The sequence below is a fragment of the Streptococcus oralis genome (assembly GCF_026782375.1).
Taxonomy (GTDB): Bacteria; Bacillota; Bacilli; order Lactobacillales; family Streptococcaceae; genus Streptococcus; species Streptococcus oralis_CL.
In genome coordinates, this window is the sequence record NZ_JAKUWJ010000001.1 from 514,278 (window position 1) to 530,419 (window position 16,142).

A 16,142-nucleotide genomic window follows, 5' to 3' on the forward strand; every position below is an offset into this window, starting at 1 on the left:
AAACTATGAAAATTGTAATTGCACCTGATTCTTTTAAAGAAAGTTTGACAGCAGAAGAGGTCGCTCAAGCTATAAAAAAAGGCTTCAAACAGTCAATATCGGATGTAGAATGTCTGCTCTGTCCTGTTGGTGATGGTGGGGAAGGAACTGTAGATGCTATTCGACATTCTCTTGAACTCGAAGAAAAATGGCAAGAGGTTACGGGACCTTTTGGTCTTAAAGAAGCAATGCGCTACTTTCAAAAAGATCAAATAGCGCTCTTTGAAGTTGCTGACTTGGTTGGTCTTGGAAAGATTCCCCAAGAGAAACGAAAACCTCTTCACATCCAAACCAGAGGTATTGGAGAGTTGATTCACCATCTCATTAATCAAGGGATGAAAGAAATCTATATCGGAGTTGGTGGTACGGCTAGTAATGACGGTGGGATAGGTATTGCTGCTGGTTTAGGTTATCGTTTTTATGATAAGAAGGGAAAAGAATTGCCTGCTTGCGGTCAGACTTTGCTTGAGTTCGAGTCAGTTTCAAATAGCAACTTGTATAGGATTCCTGAAGATGTGAAAATCCGCATTTTAGCAGATGTCGTGAGCCCTTTATGTGGTCATCAAGGAGCGACCTATACATTTGGAAAACAAAAGGGCTTGGATCCTGCTTTGTTTGAGACAGTAGATTTGGCTATACAGCGATTCTATGAAAAATTCTCACCTTCAACCCTTTCTTTGAAGGGAGCAGGAGCTGGCGGTGGCATTGCTGCTGGACTCTGTGCCTTTGCTGAGGCCAGTATTGTATCTGGAATTGACACTTGTTTGAACTTGATAGACTTTGACAAGCGGGTTGAAGATACTGACTTGGTTATCGTTGGAGAAGGCAGACTGGACAGTCAAAGCTTCGCTGGAAAAGCTCCTATCGGTGTAGCAAAAAGAACTCCTAAGGGAGTTCCAGTTATCGCTATTTGTGGTAGTCTTGCTGACGATTTGCCTCCCCTACCATTTGAAAATATAGAAGCAGCATTCTCTATCCTAGAGAAAAGTGAGCCTTTAGAAGACAGTCTGAAAAAAGCAAGCCTCTATTTGGAGCACACAGCAGCTAATATTGGGCGTTTACTAAAGTTGAGGAAGGATTAGCCGAACCACTTTTTCCAGATGGATTTTTTAGAGGCCTCTTCCTTTTTCTCTTCCCATAGGTTTGGAAAAGCCAGTCGAAGATCCTTCTCATCCACTTGAACAGGTTCGTTCGAATGAATAACTAGGCCTAAAGGAGAAGAAGCGTGATCTTCTGATACAATCGTAGCTTGACTATTGGTTTTCTTAGCTTCCTTTAAGTAGAATACTTGTTTGTCAAACTCGATAGTTGGCAAAATCTTCACAAAAAGAGGTTCTGTCTTTTCTTGAAAATGTTCCAAAATTGTTAAAAATCCCTTTTGTAACTGAAGGCTATTGGCTGTCTCAACATCCGCATAGCCTAGAACTCTTTCCTCGAAAGTACCGAGGTAGTGGCGTTGTTCATCTGGGTTTAATTTCGGCCCACCATGAGCTTTTTCTAGTAGTTGTTTTGATAAATCTGTCATAGTTTGATTTTACCATAAATAACGTTGAAGTCCAAAATAAAATCTCCTTCTATACTTAGAAGGAGATCAATACTACTTAATTATTCTTCTTGATATATTCTAATATATCTGAAACTTTTTTATCAAGTTCAGAAAAAATAGTGAAATCTTTAGAAATCAAGTATTTATTAAGTTCTTCTTTGTTTGTACCTGTTTCAGAACTTCCGTCAGTCTTACTAATTAAATAAGAACCATTTGAATACAAAATTATATTCTCGCCAGAGGGAAGTTGTATAGTGTAAGATCCGCCACTGTCTTTTGAAACAAAACTACCATCAGGACCTTGGTATTGATAGGTTTTATCTTGGTCAAGATATACAAGCGAAACTCCATCTTCCTGTAAAATTGTAAAATCTTTGCCATTGGTTCCAATTTTACTACCATCAGTATAAGTAATAGTAGAAGTTCCGTCACTATTTTTTTCAACAATATTGTTACTATTATGTGAGCAAGCTGTTAATAAAAAAACTGCTAAAAACAAAATAGTGAAAATGGATTTATTTTTCATTATTAGTCTCCTTAATTATTTGTCTTATAATATGGTAACAAATTTAAGTCAATTTTTAAAGTGATTTATCGATTTGATATAAAATTGTAAAATATTTTATCACTATGCATTCCTTAAATTGTTACTTATTGACACTATCCACTAATTGAGAGACAAAAAAATTTTTAACTAGAATTAACGGAACGATTTGAAAGCGATTACTTTATAAAGTTAAGGAAAATTTGCACAAAGATAACGTTTTTTCTTGAAAAACGCTTATTTTTAAGGTATCATAGAGGTGTAAAAAATTTAACTCAAAGGAGAGTAAAAAATGTCAATTATTACTGATGTTTACGCTCGCGAAGTCCTAGACTCACGCGGTAACCCAACACTTGAAGTAGAAGTTTATACTGAATCAGGTGCTTTCGGACGTGGTATGGTTCCATCAGGAGCTTCTACTGGTGAACACGAAGCAGTTGAACTTCGCGACGGTGACAAATCTCGTTACGGTGGTCTTGGTACACAAAAAGCTGTTGACAACGTAAACAACATCATCGCTGAAGCAATCATCGGCTACGATGTACGTGACCAACAAGCTATTGACCGTGCTATGATCGCACTTGACGGTACTCCTAACAAAGGTAAATTGGGTGCAAACGCAATTCTTGGTGTGTCTATCGCTGTAGCTCGCGCTGCTGCTGACTACCTTGAAATCCCACTTTACAGCTACCTTGGTGGATTCAACACTAAAGTTCTTCCAACTCCAATGATGAACATCATCAACGGTGGTTCTCACTCTGACGCTCCAATCGCTTTCCAAGAGTTCATGATCTTGCCAGTTGGTGCACCAACATTTAAAGAAGCTCTTCGTTACGGTGCTGAAATCTTCCACGCTCTTAAGAAAATCCTTAAATCACGTGGTTTGGAAACTGCCGTAGGTGACGAAGGTGGATTCGCTCCTCGTTTCGAAGGAACTGAAGATGGTGTTGAAACTATCCTTGCTGCGATTGAAGCTGCTGGTTATGTTCCAGGTAAAGACGTATTTATCGGATTTGACTGTGCATCTTCAGAATTCTACGATAAAGAACGCAAAGTTTACGACTACACTAAATTTGAAGGTGAAGGCGCTGCTGTTCGTACATCTGCAGAACAAATCGACTACCTTGAAGAATTGGTTAACAAATACCCAATCATCACTATCGAAGATGGTATGGATGAAAACGACTGGGATGGATGGAAAGCTCTTACTGAACGTCTTGGTAAGAAAGTTCAACTTGTAGGTGACGACTTCTTCGTAACAAACACTGACTACCTTGCACGTGGTATCCAAGAAGGTGCTGCTAACTCAATCCTTATCAAAGTTAACCAAATCGGTACTCTTACTGAAACTTTTGAAGCTATTGAAATGGCTAAAGAAGCTGGTTACACTGCAGTTGTATCACACCGTTCAGGTGAAACTGAAGATTCAACAATCGCTGACATCGCAGTTGCAACTAACGCAGGACAAATCAAGACTGGTTCACTTTCACGTACAGACCGTATTGCTAAGTACAACCAATTGCTTCGTATCGAAGACCAACTTGGTGAAGTAGCTGAATACCGTGGATTGAAATCATTCTACAACCTTAAAAAATAATCGTTGATTTGACAACGTTTTAAGCCCCTCGGATTTTATCCGAAGGGCTTTTTATGTGCAATACTCAAAAATGAAAAATAACTTATGGTATAATAGACAAAAACACTTGTATTAGAAAGAAACTATGTCTAAAGAAATTGATATTGAGTACTATCACCAACTAGCCTTACAAAAGCAAAAGGAGCACCGAAAAGTCTTAGCCAATCTAAAGAAAAAGCCACCAAAGAATCTAGATAAGATTGCCCAGCAGATTCACGAAGAAGTTTTTGCTGAGATCGATTGCACTGCATGTGCTAACTGTTGTAAGACCTTGGGACCCGACTTTAAAGAAGCCGATATTACTCGTATTGCGAAGTATTTTAAGATGAAATTACCAGCCTTTGAAGCAGAGTTTTTACAAGTTGATGAAGATGGGGACAAGGTTTTCAAATCCATGCCCTGCCCCTTTCTAGGAGGAGATAATCTCTGCTCCATCTATGATGTTCGTCCAAAGGCCTGTCGTGAATTTCCCCATACAGATCGTAAAAAGATCCATCAAATCAACCATTTGACGATTAAGAACACCTTGACCTGTCCTGCAGCCTATCTCTTTGTTGAGAAATTAAAGGATAAGTTATAGAAATTTACACCTTTAAATCTTGTACAAAGATTCTAGGGCGAAAGTATCTGATATCTGTTAGACTATAAATAGAATTGAACACGGTCTAAAAGCTGTTCGAAAAAGAGAAAATTTCTAGAACTAGAAGCTCTAGCGTCAATTTTTCTGTTTTCACTTTGCTTTTAACGACGTTTGTATCTTGTGGAGGTAAGAAGAAACGAATATGATGCATCAATTCAATCAAACCATGGATTATTTGGAGCAGCAGCTGACTGGGGAAGTGGATATGAAAAGATTTCAGCAGCTATCAGGCTATTCTTATCCTCTTTTTAGCAGACTCTTTTCCATCATGGCAGATATGACCTTGGCAGAATATTTACGCAATCGCAGGCTGTCAGAAGCTGTGACAGACTTGCGGGAAACCACTGAGAAAGTCATTGATATAGCACTGAAATATGGCTATGAGTCTGCGGATGCCTTCAGCGCAGCTTTTAAGAAATTCCATGGTGCAACCCCCTCAGAAGTTCGAAATGGAAAACCTTATCGGGTCTTTCCTAGACTTCAATTATCCTTAAAGATTACAGGAGGAAAGAACATGGATATCAAGATTCAAAAGAAAGCCGCTTTTACTGTAGCGGGAGTCCTATTGGAAGCAATTGACAATAGCCAGTGTCCGTCTGCATGGGAGCAGCTCTATGCCAATCACAGTTTTGAAAGCCTAGAAGGTTTTGGGAGTGGCCAATCCTTTGGCGTCTGCTCGGATGTCAAAGAAGGTGAAATCATCAACTATATGGCTGCCTATGATGTGACGGATAAAGCTAAAGCAGAAGAATTGGGTCTGTCAATCAAAGACATCTCTGAAGCCGAATATGCTATCGTACCAGTCAAAGGCCCAATACCAGCAAGCATTCACCATGCTTGGAAATATGTCTTGGAAGTCTTTTTCCCAGAAACAGGCTATCGTCATTCAGGTGCTCCAGATTTTGAAGTCTATTCCGAAGACGACATGTCGTCACCAGACTATCAAATGGAACTCTGGATACCAGTGATCAAGGACTAAATCATTTTCTGATTTTTTATAAAGATGCAAATCTTACTCTGTAGAAAGAACCTCTACAGAGTCTTTTATTGTGGAAATTCATGTCTGTATATCAAACATGCTATATTCTTTGTTTGGAATTTATGGGGCATGCGAATAGTTTTCTCGGTATAATAGTCTCATAGAAGATAAGGAGGCATGAATATGCAGATGTATTTTGGAGATGTGTCACTTTGCTATAGCTATTCATTGGCAATGACACTAGAAACCTATGGTTATGACTTTAAAGCAGACTTTTTAGAGGCAATTATGGTGATGGGAAATGGCGCTAGTATCGTAAAGGAAGATGAGCAGCACCCTCTAGTATTCTTTGATAATGGAATGCCAGATCTTTCCATCTCCCATTCCTTAAAAATACTTGGGTTTGACTATGAGGACTTCTATCTAAAAGATGGCGCGGAAGTAGATTTGGAAGAGATTAAAGGAAAGTTGGAAACATTTCTGTCCAATGGACCTGTCGTACTGGGACCTCTTGATATGGGGCATCTGACCTACAATCCCAATCACACAATCCTTTATGGTGTGGATCACTTTGTAACCGTGTATGCTCTTGATGGTCAGTATCACTATTTGCATGATCCAGCAGGTTTTGCCTGTATGAAGGTTGCTTTTAATGACATTATAGAAGCTTGGAAGGCGGAGACTATTGACTATAAGCGTGGATCTTACTCCATGTGGGGAAATTTTAGGAAGGTAAAGAGTCCTAGTCAGACTGAAATCTATCAGGAAACGGCGAGGATTATGAGGGCCAGATATCTGAATGGCCAAAGTGGTGTATTGAAATACTATGCAAAAGCAGTTGCTGAAAATGGCTTAAATATGGAGCAAAAACAATTGCATCAATATTTCAGCTTTAAACTTGCTGCTGTTCGAAATCTCTATCTCAGTAAATTCTTAAAAGACCATGATCCCGAAGGGGCCAGATTAAAAGAAGAATTGGCTACTCTATTTGGCCAAGCCCATCTTTCATGTTTAAAAGAAGAATACCAAGAACTAGCCCACTTGCTCTATCAGATAGCTGAAGTGGATGACCGCTTTAGAGATTTATATGTAAACTAGTGACTATAAGCATAAAATAACTAGTCAGTAAAAGCAGTTTTTCGTAAAATGAAGAACTGCTTTTTGATTATGGTATAATGAAGTAAGAAAATACCTTAACCTAATTGAAAATGAAGGGAGAACGTCTATGCCTAGACCAAAAACAAAAGAGGAATTAGTGCTAGTCTCTAAGGAAAACTATGAAAAACTTAATCTCCTAATTTCTCAGTTAAGTGAAGAGGAGCTACAGACTCCATTTGATTTTTCAAAAGACCAAAAGAAAAAAGAAGCTCACTGGAAAAGAGATAAAAATCTACGGGATGTTCTGATCCATCTCTATGAATGGCATCAGTTACTTTTGACCTGGGTACATTCCAATCAAAAGGGTCATGAAAGACCTTTTCTCCCTAAACCTTATAATTGGAAAACTTATGGAGAAATGAATGTCGCTTTTTGGAAGAAGCACCAGAGAACGTCCTTAGAAGAAGCGACTAGGCTACTAGAGCAATCGCATAAAGAGGTTTTAGAGTTGATGGAAGGCTTCGGCAATGACGAATTGTTCACAAAAGGTGTCTATAAGTGGACGGGAGGGACAACTCTAGGTTCCTACCTTGTGAGTGCCACTTCCAGTCACTATGATTGGGCTCTGAAAAAGCTCAAAGCTCATCAGAAAAATTGTAAGAATAGCTAGTTGAAGTGCTATTGAAATTCACCAAAGGTTCTTCTAAGCTTCGAATAGCTTCATTCTCGTGATTTTTGAGCTATTCTAGCTTTAGAATCCTTCAAAAATTAAAATTTAAGGCTATCATAGACTTAGAATAGCCCTAAAACATTTATTTTATAGCAATTCTAAGTTTAGAATTGCATTTATATTAAAGGAATCGAACTGTTCGATGCTTAGAATGCCTTCATTCTGAGAAATATTGACTAGAAAATGCTTCGAATGCTTTTTTTCTGATATAGGATGATAGATAGGTGGGTGAGATGATGAACATACAAAAAGAGAAAGTTAGAAAAGAGTTGGTGTCCCTCTGTTTGGGAGAGTTCACAGCCGTCCTATCTATTTATTGTATGGAATACACAGAGTTTCCAAGTGGCTACTATAGCCACACTAATACAGCTTTTTGCCATTATCGAATGGCTAAATTACTACCTCGTACGCCTATCTTATAGTTTGAACCTACTTGTTTTATGGAAACGAATTACTAAGGGAAAACTTGAAAAAAGCAAAATAGCGAGAGAGTTGGGGTAGAGGGAATGAATGGAGGAAATATCTTGGATAATATAATTCTACGGACTGAGCGGTTCGATGAAACAGAAAAATTTTGTGAAATAAGACTGGATTGTGAGACAAAATATCTAACAATTTATCAAGTATGCTACATTTTTGAAGAGAAGATGAGCAAGGTATATATTGCTATGGATGAATATATAAAAAATCCTCATCAAATGAAAGAGATTATTTTTGGAGACGATAGTGAGGGGGGAAGTGGGTATTTTAACTTCTTACTAACTCCCATCAACTTAAAAGAAGAATTAAAAATTGAAGTGGACATGGAAATTGCTGATAATGAAAACAGCTTACATCGTTGCAAATTCTATGTAAATACTCGATTGGAAAATTTAAAGTATTTCAGAAACAATTTAGCTAGAATATTTTCGAAAAACTCTAATAGAGAAATTAAATTGCATCCATATTTGCAGTAGAATTGAAAAATTTATAAGCTTTTAGAGATAAATATTAAAAAAATTATTTAAAAAGAGACATCATATGAAATAGTTTAATTCAAACTTTGGAGATTGTAAATGAGAACTATTATTTTACAAATATATTATAAAAACATTGAACTGATTCGAGATTGTCAACTTATTCTCATTGAAAGCAAAATAGGAGTCCAATCATATGGAACTAGGTAAATTTAATTTTGAAAATAGAGGTCAATCGCTAGCAGAATTGGGTGTTGCAAGTTATGCATACACTTATAAAGATATGTTGGCATATATTGACTGGATAGAGTCGAAAAAGTTTATGATTCTTGGTGGCGATGTCTATGTAGAAGGAGATAGGGGACTTGAGTTGACTTATGATAGCTGGTATTATTCTCCTAGAAATAAAGATAATGATTCACTAGAGTCTATTTCTGTAGCAAAAGATTATATCAACCAGTATATAGATAGTAATGGAAAACATTTTTATTTTACAGTAGTTACTTCAGAATAGATGGAATTGATAGTATAATAGCAAATAGAGGTTATAAATATGTGTAAAACAGGAATGGGATTAGATGCTTCAATAGTGTCCAATAATATTTTAAAAAATAAGGCGAATATAAAATGAATATTCCGAGAGGATTCCATTGATGAACTAGATAATGGATGGCGTTTTTTTCCAAAATAGATACTGCATAGTATCTATCACATTCAGAAAATATGTCAGTATGTGATTAGAGTACAATTGTTGAAATAGAACCTGCAGTATTACCAATTTTTAACATGCCTATTGGAACAGAAATTACACTTATTTACGAAGGTGAGAGGAGATATTTTATAGATACAAATACTGGCGAAAAATTTTTTAATAGAATTGGTATAGATTTAAGGATATTGAAAAATTAATATAAATCTCTCATTGAAAACCTATTTTATTAAAACACTTTATAATAATTAAAATCTTACTTAAGAATGTGATATATTTTAAATAACCTATCCAGCTGTAATAGAACCATAGATAAAACTCTCGAAGAAGGATTTCTGATTTCTTAGAGAGTTTTATGTTTATGTATTTTCATTTATGCTATAATGTTCTTAATGAATTTTCAGAAAGGAAAACACCAAATTGCCTTACAAATTTCTACTTTTTGACCTTGACCACACCTTGCTTGATTTTGATGCTGCTGAGGATGTGGCTCTGACGCAACTTCTAAAGGAAGAAGGAGTTGCGTATATTCAAGCCTATAAAGACTATTACGTCCCTATGAACAAGGCTCTCTGGAAGGACTTGGAGCAAAAGAAAATCAGTAAACAAGAACTGGTTAACACGCGCTTTTCTCGTTTATTTGCTCATTTTGGACTGGAGAAAGACGGTAGGTTACTTGCCCAGCGATACCAATTTTACCTCGCGCAGCAGGGACAAACTCTTTCAGGCGCACATGAACTCTTGGACAGCCTCATCGAGAGAGATTATGAGCTATACGCTGTGACAAATGGCATTACTGCGATTCAGACGGGTCGTTTGGCTCAATCAGGTCTTGCTCCCTATTTCAACCAAGTCTTTATTTCCGAGCAGTTGCAAACGCAAAAACCTGACGCACTGTTCTATGAAAGAATCGGTCAGCAGATTGATGGATTTGATAAAGAAAAGGTCCTGATGATTGGAGATTCCCTAACAGCTGATATTCAAGGTGGCAATAATGCTGGTATCGATACTATCTGGTACAATCCCTATCATCTAGAAAATAAGACGCAAGCACAGCCGACTTACGAAGTCCATTCTTACCAAGACTTGATGGTTTGTTTGGATGCTATCTAGTGCTCTTTCTAAGAGGGGATGATATGGAAACTAAAGTAATTGAAGAGATCGACAACTTACTAAACCTCATTGAGCAGTATCAGCTAAAAGGTGTAGTTGTTCAAATAAATACGTTAAAAGAGTTAAAGTATTTCATAAGCAATCATATAGATTTAAGTACACGTGAGAAGATGAATATTCATCATTCACTCTTTCTTCCTAGGGGTGGCTTATCTGAACTCTACTATATGGACGTTAATCTTGAACGGATGAAGTCGGTAAATAATCAACTTTCCTATGCTGTGGATACAATCGGAAAGTTTTTAATGGCTGATTAATTCTCTCTTTGATGTAAATACTAATGTAAAATAATAGGATCGATAATAGTATATATAAGAACTGTAAAAAGTGGTTTCAATAGCCACTTTTTGCTATAATAGAGGCAGTTAAAATGAAGGAATAGTAAACGATGTCAAAACCAGAACTTTCTCTTTATGAACCATTGTATACACTAAAGGAAGTTGATCAAAATATCTGGATAGCAGATGGTGACTTGATACAAATGGATATGAAGGTCTTCAAACTTCCTTTTCAGACACGTATGACGGTGATAAAGTTAAAGGATGGAAAACTCTGGATTCATTCTCCTATTGCGCCAAATGAGGAGCTCTTTACTGAACTGGACGCTTTGGGCAGAGTCGCTTACCTGATTTCACCAAATAAGATTCACTACGCCTATATTGCAGATTGGAAAAAAAGATATCCTTATGCACAAGCATGGTCTAGTCCAGGAGTTGAAGAGAGAGCGAACAGTCAGAATGTCAAGGTGGTATTCGATGCTCCCTTAACAGATAAGGCTCCTGATCTATGGTCTGATGAGATTGATCAACTTATTTTTAAGGGTAGTTCTGTGATTGAAGAAGTGGTGTTTTTTCATAAATCAACTAAAACACTCATTGTAACGGACCTTATAGAGAATTTTGAATCGGAAAAAATAGCTAGTCCAATCCGCAGAAGATTTTATCGTTTAGCTCGTGTAACAGCCCCTGATGGACAAACTCCTATCGATTATCGGATGACTTTTTTAGGAAGACAAAGGGAAGCAAGAATGTCTTTTTTCCGTATGTTAAACTGGAAACCTGATAAGATTATACTTGCACACGGTCTATGCTTTTTTGAGAATGGTATAGATGAATTAAAACGTGCTTTTAGATGGATACGGTAAAGGAGAGAAAGATGCAACACTCATCTTGGCATGCTTTGATTAAGGAGCAATTACCTGAGGGGTATTTCGGGAAAATCAATCAGTTTATGGAGCAGGTCTATGCGCAAGGAACTGTGTACCCACCTAAGGAAAAAGTTTTTCAGGCTCTCTTGACTACACCGCTTGAAGAGGTTAAGGTGGTGATTCTAGGGCAAGACCCCTATCACGGACCAGGTCAAGCGCAGGGCTTGAGTTTTTCGGTTCCAGATGCTATTCCAGCTCCGCCATCCTTGCAAAATATCTTGAAAGAATTAGCAGATGATATTGGAGTTAAAGCATCCCATGATTTGACAGCTTGGGCTGAGCAAGGAGTTTTACTTCTCAATGCTTGTTTGACCGTTCCTGCTGGTCAGGCAAACGGTCATGCTGGGCAGATTTGGGAGCCTTTTACGGATGCTGTGATTCGGGTGGTCAATAATCTAGACAGGCCTGTAGTTTTTGTACTCTGGGGAGCCTATGCACGCAAGAAGAAATCATTGGTGACAAATCCTAAGCATTTGATTATCGAATCAGCCCATCCAAGTCCTTTATCTGTTTACAGAGGATTTTGGAGTTCCAAACCTTTTTCCAAGGCCAATGCATTCTTAAGAGAGACAGGACAAGAGCCAATCGATTGGCTTAGATAAGGAGAAAATATGCCTCAGTTAGCGACGATTTGCTACATTGATAACGGAAAAGAACTACTCATGCTCCATCGCAATAAAAAGCCCAATGATGTCCATGCTGGCAAATGGATTGGTGTGGGTGGTAAGCTAGAGCGAGGAGAGACGCCTCAGGAATGCGCGGCGCGTGAAATTCTTGAAGAAACAGGGCTCAAAGCCAAGCCGGTTCTAAAAGGTGTTATCACTTTTCCAGAATTCACACCAGATTTAGACTGGTACACCTATGTCTTTAAGGTGACAGAGTTTGAGGGTGACTTGATTGACTGCAATGAAGGAACTTTAGAATGGGTTCCCTATGACGAGGTTTTGAGCAAGCCAACTTGGGAGGGTGATCACACTTTTGTTGAGTGGCTTTTAGAGGATAAACCCTTCTTTTCAGCTAAGTTTGTTTATGATGGGGATAAATTGTTGGATACCCAAGTTGATTTTTATGAATAAAGGAGAAAGCAGATGCTACTAATCAAAAATGGTCGTGTAATGGATCCCAAGTCTGGTTTGGATCAAGTCAGTGATGTTTTGGTTGAAGATGGAAAGATTATCAAAATTGCGCCTGAAATCAAGAAAGAAGGAGCAGAACTGATTGACGCTACTGGTCTTGTGGTAGCGCCTGGACTGGTTGATATCCATGTTCATTTCCGTGAACCGGGTCAGACCCACAAGGAGGACATCCATACTGGGGCACTAGCGGCTGCTGCAGGTGGTTTTACAACGGTTGTCATGATGGCTAATACTAGTCCAACCATTTCGGACGTAGAAACTTTGCAAGAAGTTCTTCAGTCAGCTGCCAAGGAAAAAATCAATGTCAAGACAGTAGCCACCATTACTAAGAACTTTAATGGGCAAGACTTGACAGACTTTAAGGCACTTTTGGAAGCTGGAGCCGTTGGATTTTCAGATGATGGTATTCCACTTGAAAGTAGTAAAGTTGTCAAGAAAGCCATGGAAGAAGCCAAAAAACTCAATACCTTTATCAGTCTTCACGAGGAAGATCCTGGTTTGAATGGAATTCTTGGCTTTAACGAAAACATCGCTAAGGAACATTTCCATATTTGTGGTGCGACAGGGGTGGCAGAATACGCCATGATTGCGCGAGATGTTATGATTGCCTATGCAACCAAGGCTCATGTTCATATTCAGCATTTGTCTAAGGAGGAAAGTGTCAAGGTAGTGGAATTCGCTCAAGGTTTGGGAGCGCAAGTCACAGCAGAAGTAGCGCCACAGCATTTCTCTAAGACAGAAGCGCTCCTTTTGACACAAGGAAGCAATGCCAAAATGAATCCTCCGCTTCGTTTGGAGTCAGATCGTCGTGCCGTGATTGAAGGCCTTAAGTCGGGAGTCATCTCCGTAATCGCGACAGACCACGCGCCTCACCATGCAGACGAGAAGAATGTCGAGGATATCACCAAAGCGCCATCTGGTATGACTGGCTTAGAAACCTCTCTTTCTCTTGGTTTGACTTATTTAGTGGAAGCTGGTGAGCTAAGCTTGATGGAATTGCTAGAAAAAATGACTGTTAATCCAGCTAAATTATATAACTTTGAAGCGGGTTACTTGGCTGAGAATGGTCCAGCTGATATCACTATCTTTGATGACAAGGCTGATCGTACTGTTGGTCCAGACTTTGCTTCAAAATCAGCCAATTCACCATTTATCGGTGAAACTTTAAAAGGGCAGGTCAAATATACCATCTGTAAGGGACAAATTGTCTATCAAAACTAGATGGGACTCTGCTCTTAAAAAGAAAAGAATAGAGAGCACTTATGTACCCAACCCATCAATTTAAAGATAAGTTTGTCTTATTTCTTAAGATATTTTTCCCTATCCTGATTTATCAGTTTGCAAATTATTCTGCCTCTTTTGTTGATACAACCATGACTGGGCAGTACAATACCATGGACTTGGCAGGAGTATCAACTGCAACGAGTCTATGGAATCCTTTCTTTACTTTTTTAACAGGGATTGTTTCGGCCATGGTTCCAATTATAGGCCATCATCTAGGACGAGGCAAAAAGGAAGAAGTAGCATCTGACTTTTACCAATTCATCTACTTGGCTTTCGGACTGTCTTTGGTCTTGCTTGGCATGGTAGTATTCTTAGCGCCACCTGTCTTAAACCATATCGGTCTAGAAGCTCAAGTGGCAGCTGTTTCGGTTTCTTATCTTTGGTACTTGTCTATCGGAATTATTCCCTTGCTGCTTTTCAGTGTTATCCGATCGCTACTTGATTCACTCGGTCTGACCAAGCTATCTATGTACCTTATGCTCTTATTACTACCTTTAAATTGTGGATTTAACTATTTGTTAATTTACGGTGCCTTTGGGTTTCCAGAGTTAGGGGGAGCAGGAGCAGGCTTAGGTACTTCCCTAGCTTATTGGTGCCTCCTTGGAATCTCAGTCATCATTCTTTTAAAGCAGGAAAAGTTAAAAGAGTTTCATTTGGAAAAACCACTTCCGCTTGATCTAGTGAAGATCAAAGAAGGGATTCGTTTGGGCTTACCAATCGGTGGTACTGTATTTGCTGAGGTGATTATTTTTTCAGTCGTTGGTTTGATTATGGCAAAGTTTTCGTCTATGATTATTGCCAGCCACCAGTCAGCCATGAACTTCTCAACTCTCATGTATGCCTTTCCAGTGAGCATTTCTTCTGCTATGGCAATAGTGGTTTCTTATGAGGTTGGGGCAAAGCGTTTTGATGATGCAAAGACCTATATCAAAATTGGTCGTTGGATAGCGTTGATATTTGCAGGTTTTACCTTAAGCTTCCTCTATATCTTGAGAGATGTCGTAGCCAGTTTATATGGAAATAATCCAGACTTCATTAAACTAACATCTACCTTCCTAACTTATAGTCTATTTTTCCAGTTAGCTGACACTGTTGCAGCTCCTTTGCAAGGAATTCTCAGAGGTTACAAGGACACGGTTGTTCCCTTTTATCTTGGAGTAATTGCTTACTGGGCTGTGTCCATTCCATTAGGTTTATTCTTAGACCAAGTAACAACTTTGGGAGCCTATTCTTACTGGATTGGTTTAATAGCGAGTTTAGTCGTTAGTGCTATCCTCTATCAATTGCGCTTGCAAACGATCATGAAAAAAACCAACTAATTTTTGGAAAATAAATTGAAAACAAGTTTGTGAAAAAAATATTCTAATTAAAGAAAACCCTGTTTCGTCGGGGATTTCTTTTTTGTGTTTTGTGAATTTTTCTTAACAAATACTTTGACAGCGTATACTAAAAAAGGTAAAATAGTAAGGTAAGAACAATGTTAGAAAGGCAAGATTATGTCAACTTTAGATAAAAATCTTTTGCTAGAGATGTTCCGTAAGATGGAAGAAATCCGTCGCATGGACTTAAAAATCGCTCAGTTAGTGAAAAAGGGGAAAGTTCCCGGTATGACTCACTTTTCTGTCGGAGAAGAAGCTGCTAACGTCGGAGCGATGCTGGCCCTCAATCCAGATGATCTGATCACCTCTAACCACCGTGGTCATGGTCAAGCTATCGCCAAAGGGATTGACCTCAACGGAATGATGGCTGAAATTCTTGGTAAGTACACCGGTACTTGTAAAGGAAAAGGTGGTTCCATGCATATCGCTGACCTTGATGCTGGTAACCTTGGTGCCAATGGTATCGTAGGTGGTGGTATGGGAATCGCTGTTGGTGCAGCCCTCAGTCAGCAAATGCAACATACTGGAAAAATTGTCGTTTGCTTCTTTGGGGATGGAGCGACTAACGAAGGTGTCTTCCACGAAGCAGTGAACATGGCTTCCATCTGGAACCTTCCAGTGATTTTCTACTGCATTAACAACGGTTATGGGATCTCTGCGGATATCAAGAAAATGACTAACGTGGAACATATCCATCACCGTAGCGCAGCTTATGGAATTCCTGGAATGTTTATTGAAGATGGAAACAACGTCATCGACGTTTATGAAGGATTTAAGAAAGCTGTAGACCATGTTCGTGGTGGCAATGGTCCTGTATTGATTGAAAGTGTCACTTACCGCTGGCTTGGTCACTCATCATCAGACCCTGGTAAATATCGTACTCGCGAAGAAGTGGAATTGTGGAAACAAAAAGACCCAATTGAAAACCTCCGCAATTACCTTATTGAAAATAACATTGCTAGCGCTGAAGAATTGGAAGAAATCCAAGCACAAGTCAAGGAAGCAGTAGAAGCTTCTGTTAAATTTGCTGAGGAAAGCCCATTCCCACCGCTTGAATCCGCATTTGAAGATATTTACGCAGACTAA

Annotated in this window: 18 protein-coding genes and 1 pseudogene; 17 read left to right on the forward strand and 2 right to left on the reverse strand. The window is 38.7% G+C overall.

Annotated elements, in window-relative coordinates; genetic code table 11:
• The first annotated feature begins 5 nt into the window (after positions 1-5).
• Complete coding sequence (locus MK409_RS02575; protein ID WP_268705231.1) at positions 6-1,121, forward strand: glycerate kinase; 1,116 nt, start codon at positions 6-8, stop codon at positions 1,119-1,121.
• Here MK409_RS02575 and MK409_RS02580 read toward each other — a convergent pair.
• Both MK409_RS02580 and MK409_RS02585 read right to left on the reverse strand, forming a co-directional pair.
• On the reverse strand, positions 1,118-1,564 hold the full coding sequence (locus MK409_RS02580) for a DUF1694 domain-containing protein (RefSeq protein WP_268705232.1): 447 nt from the start codon (positions 1,562-1,564) through the stop codon (positions 1,118-1,120). The two genes, MK409_RS02575 and MK409_RS02580, sit on opposite strands and share 4 nt — an antisense overlap.
• A gap of 76 nt (positions 1,565-1,640) precedes the next feature.
• A complete protein-coding gene (locus MK409_RS02585; RefSeq protein ID WP_268705233.1) occupies positions 1,641-2,111 on the reverse strand; it encodes a hypothetical protein in 471 nt (156 codons plus the stop codon).
• A 310-nt stretch (positions 2,112-2,421) separates the two neighbouring features.
• On the opposite strand from MK409_RS02585, the gene eno reads away from it, so the two are divergent.
• The 16 genes and pseudogenes from eno to MK409_RS02665 all read left to right on the forward strand — a co-directional run bounded on the left by eno (position 2,422) and on the right by MK409_RS02665 (position 16,142).
• Positions 2,422-3,726: a surface-displayed alpha-enolase gene (gene eno, locus MK409_RS02590; protein ID WP_000022813.1), complete on the forward strand. Its 1,305-nt coding sequence runs from the start codon at positions 2,422-2,424 to the stop codon at positions 3,724-3,726.
• A gap of 124 nt (positions 3,727-3,850) precedes the next feature.
• Positions 3,851-4,345, forward strand: coding sequence for a YkgJ family cysteine cluster protein (locus MK409_RS02595; protein ID WP_000031471.1), 495 nt, complete (start codon positions 3,851-3,853; stop codon positions 4,343-4,345).
• Positions 4,346-4,547: 202 nt separating this feature from the next.
• Complete coding sequence (locus MK409_RS02600; protein WP_268705234.1) at positions 4,548-5,384, forward strand: AraC family transcriptional regulator; 837 nt, start codon at positions 4,548-4,550, stop codon at positions 5,382-5,384.
• A gap of 183 nt (positions 5,385-5,567) precedes the next feature.
• A complete protein-coding gene (locus tag MK409_RS02605) occupies positions 5,568-6,482 on the forward strand; it encodes a peptidase (RefSeq protein ID WP_268705235.1) in 915 nt (304 codons plus the stop codon).
• 127 nt (positions 6,483-6,609) lie between these two features.
• Positions 6,610-7,152 carry a ClbS/DfsB family four-helix bundle protein gene (locus MK409_RS02610; RefSeq protein ID WP_268705236.1) on the forward strand — a complete coding sequence of 181 codons (543 nt, stop codon included), beginning with the start codon at positions 6,610-6,612 and terminating at the stop codon, positions 7,150-7,152.
• A gap of 284 nt (positions 7,153-7,436) precedes the next feature.
• Positions 7,437-7,713, forward strand: a pseudogene (locus MK409_RS02615) (hypothetical protein).
• 23 nt (positions 7,714-7,736) lie between these two features.
• Positions 7,737-8,168, forward strand: a complete 432-nt coding sequence (locus MK409_RS02620) for a hypothetical protein (protein WP_268705237.1) — start codon at positions 7,737-7,739, stop codon at positions 8,166-8,168.
• Between the two features lie 196 nt (positions 8,169-8,364).
• Positions 8,365-8,682, forward strand: a complete 318-nt coding sequence (imm40, locus tag MK409_RS02625) for an Imm40 family immunity protein (RefSeq protein WP_268705238.1) — start codon at positions 8,365-8,367, stop codon at positions 8,680-8,682.
• A gap of 615 nt (positions 8,683-9,297) precedes the next feature.
• On the forward strand, positions 9,298-9,990 hold the full coding sequence (locus MK409_RS02630) for a YjjG family noncanonical pyrimidine nucleotidase (protein ID WP_268705239.1): 693 nt from the start codon (positions 9,298-9,300) through the stop codon (positions 9,988-9,990).
• A gap of 23 nt (positions 9,991-10,013) precedes the next feature.
• Positions 10,014-10,307, forward strand: coding sequence for a hypothetical protein (locus tag MK409_RS02635; protein ID WP_268705240.1), 294 nt, complete (start codon positions 10,014-10,016; stop codon positions 10,305-10,307).
• A 131-nt stretch (positions 10,308-10,438) separates the two neighbouring features.
• On the forward strand, positions 10,439-11,194 hold the full coding sequence (locus MK409_RS02640; protein WP_096407149.1) for a DUF4336 domain-containing protein: 756 nt from the start codon (positions 10,439-10,441) through the stop codon (positions 11,192-11,194).
• 11 nt (positions 11,195-11,205) lie between these two features.
• Positions 11,206-11,859, forward strand: a complete 654-nt coding sequence (locus MK409_RS02645) for a uracil-DNA glycosylase (RefSeq protein WP_096407152.1) — start codon at positions 11,206-11,208, stop codon at positions 11,857-11,859.
• Positions 11,860-11,868: 9 nt separating this feature from the next.
• Complete coding sequence (locus MK409_RS02650) at positions 11,869-12,333, forward strand: NUDIX hydrolase (protein ID WP_001135756.1); 465 nt, start codon at positions 11,869-11,871, stop codon at positions 12,331-12,333.
• A gap of 12 nt (positions 12,334-12,345) precedes the next feature.
• The gene (locus MK409_RS02655; RefSeq protein WP_268705241.1) at positions 12,346-13,614 is read left to right on the forward strand and encodes a dihydroorotase; all 1,269 of its coding nucleotides are present in this window, start codon (positions 12,346-12,348) and stop codon (positions 13,612-13,614) included.
• A 41-nt stretch (positions 13,615-13,655) separates the two neighbouring features.
• Positions 13,656-14,996 carry an MATE family efflux transporter gene (locus MK409_RS02660; protein WP_268705242.1) on the forward strand — a complete coding sequence of 447 codons (1,341 nt, stop codon included), beginning with the start codon at positions 13,656-13,658 and terminating at the stop codon, positions 14,994-14,996.
• 177 nt (positions 14,997-15,173) lie between these two features.
• Positions 15,174-16,142 carry a thiamine pyrophosphate-dependent dehydrogenase E1 component subunit alpha gene (locus MK409_RS02665; RefSeq protein WP_268705243.1) on the forward strand — a complete coding sequence of 323 codons (969 nt, stop codon included), beginning with the start codon at positions 15,174-15,176 and terminating at the stop codon, positions 16,140-16,142.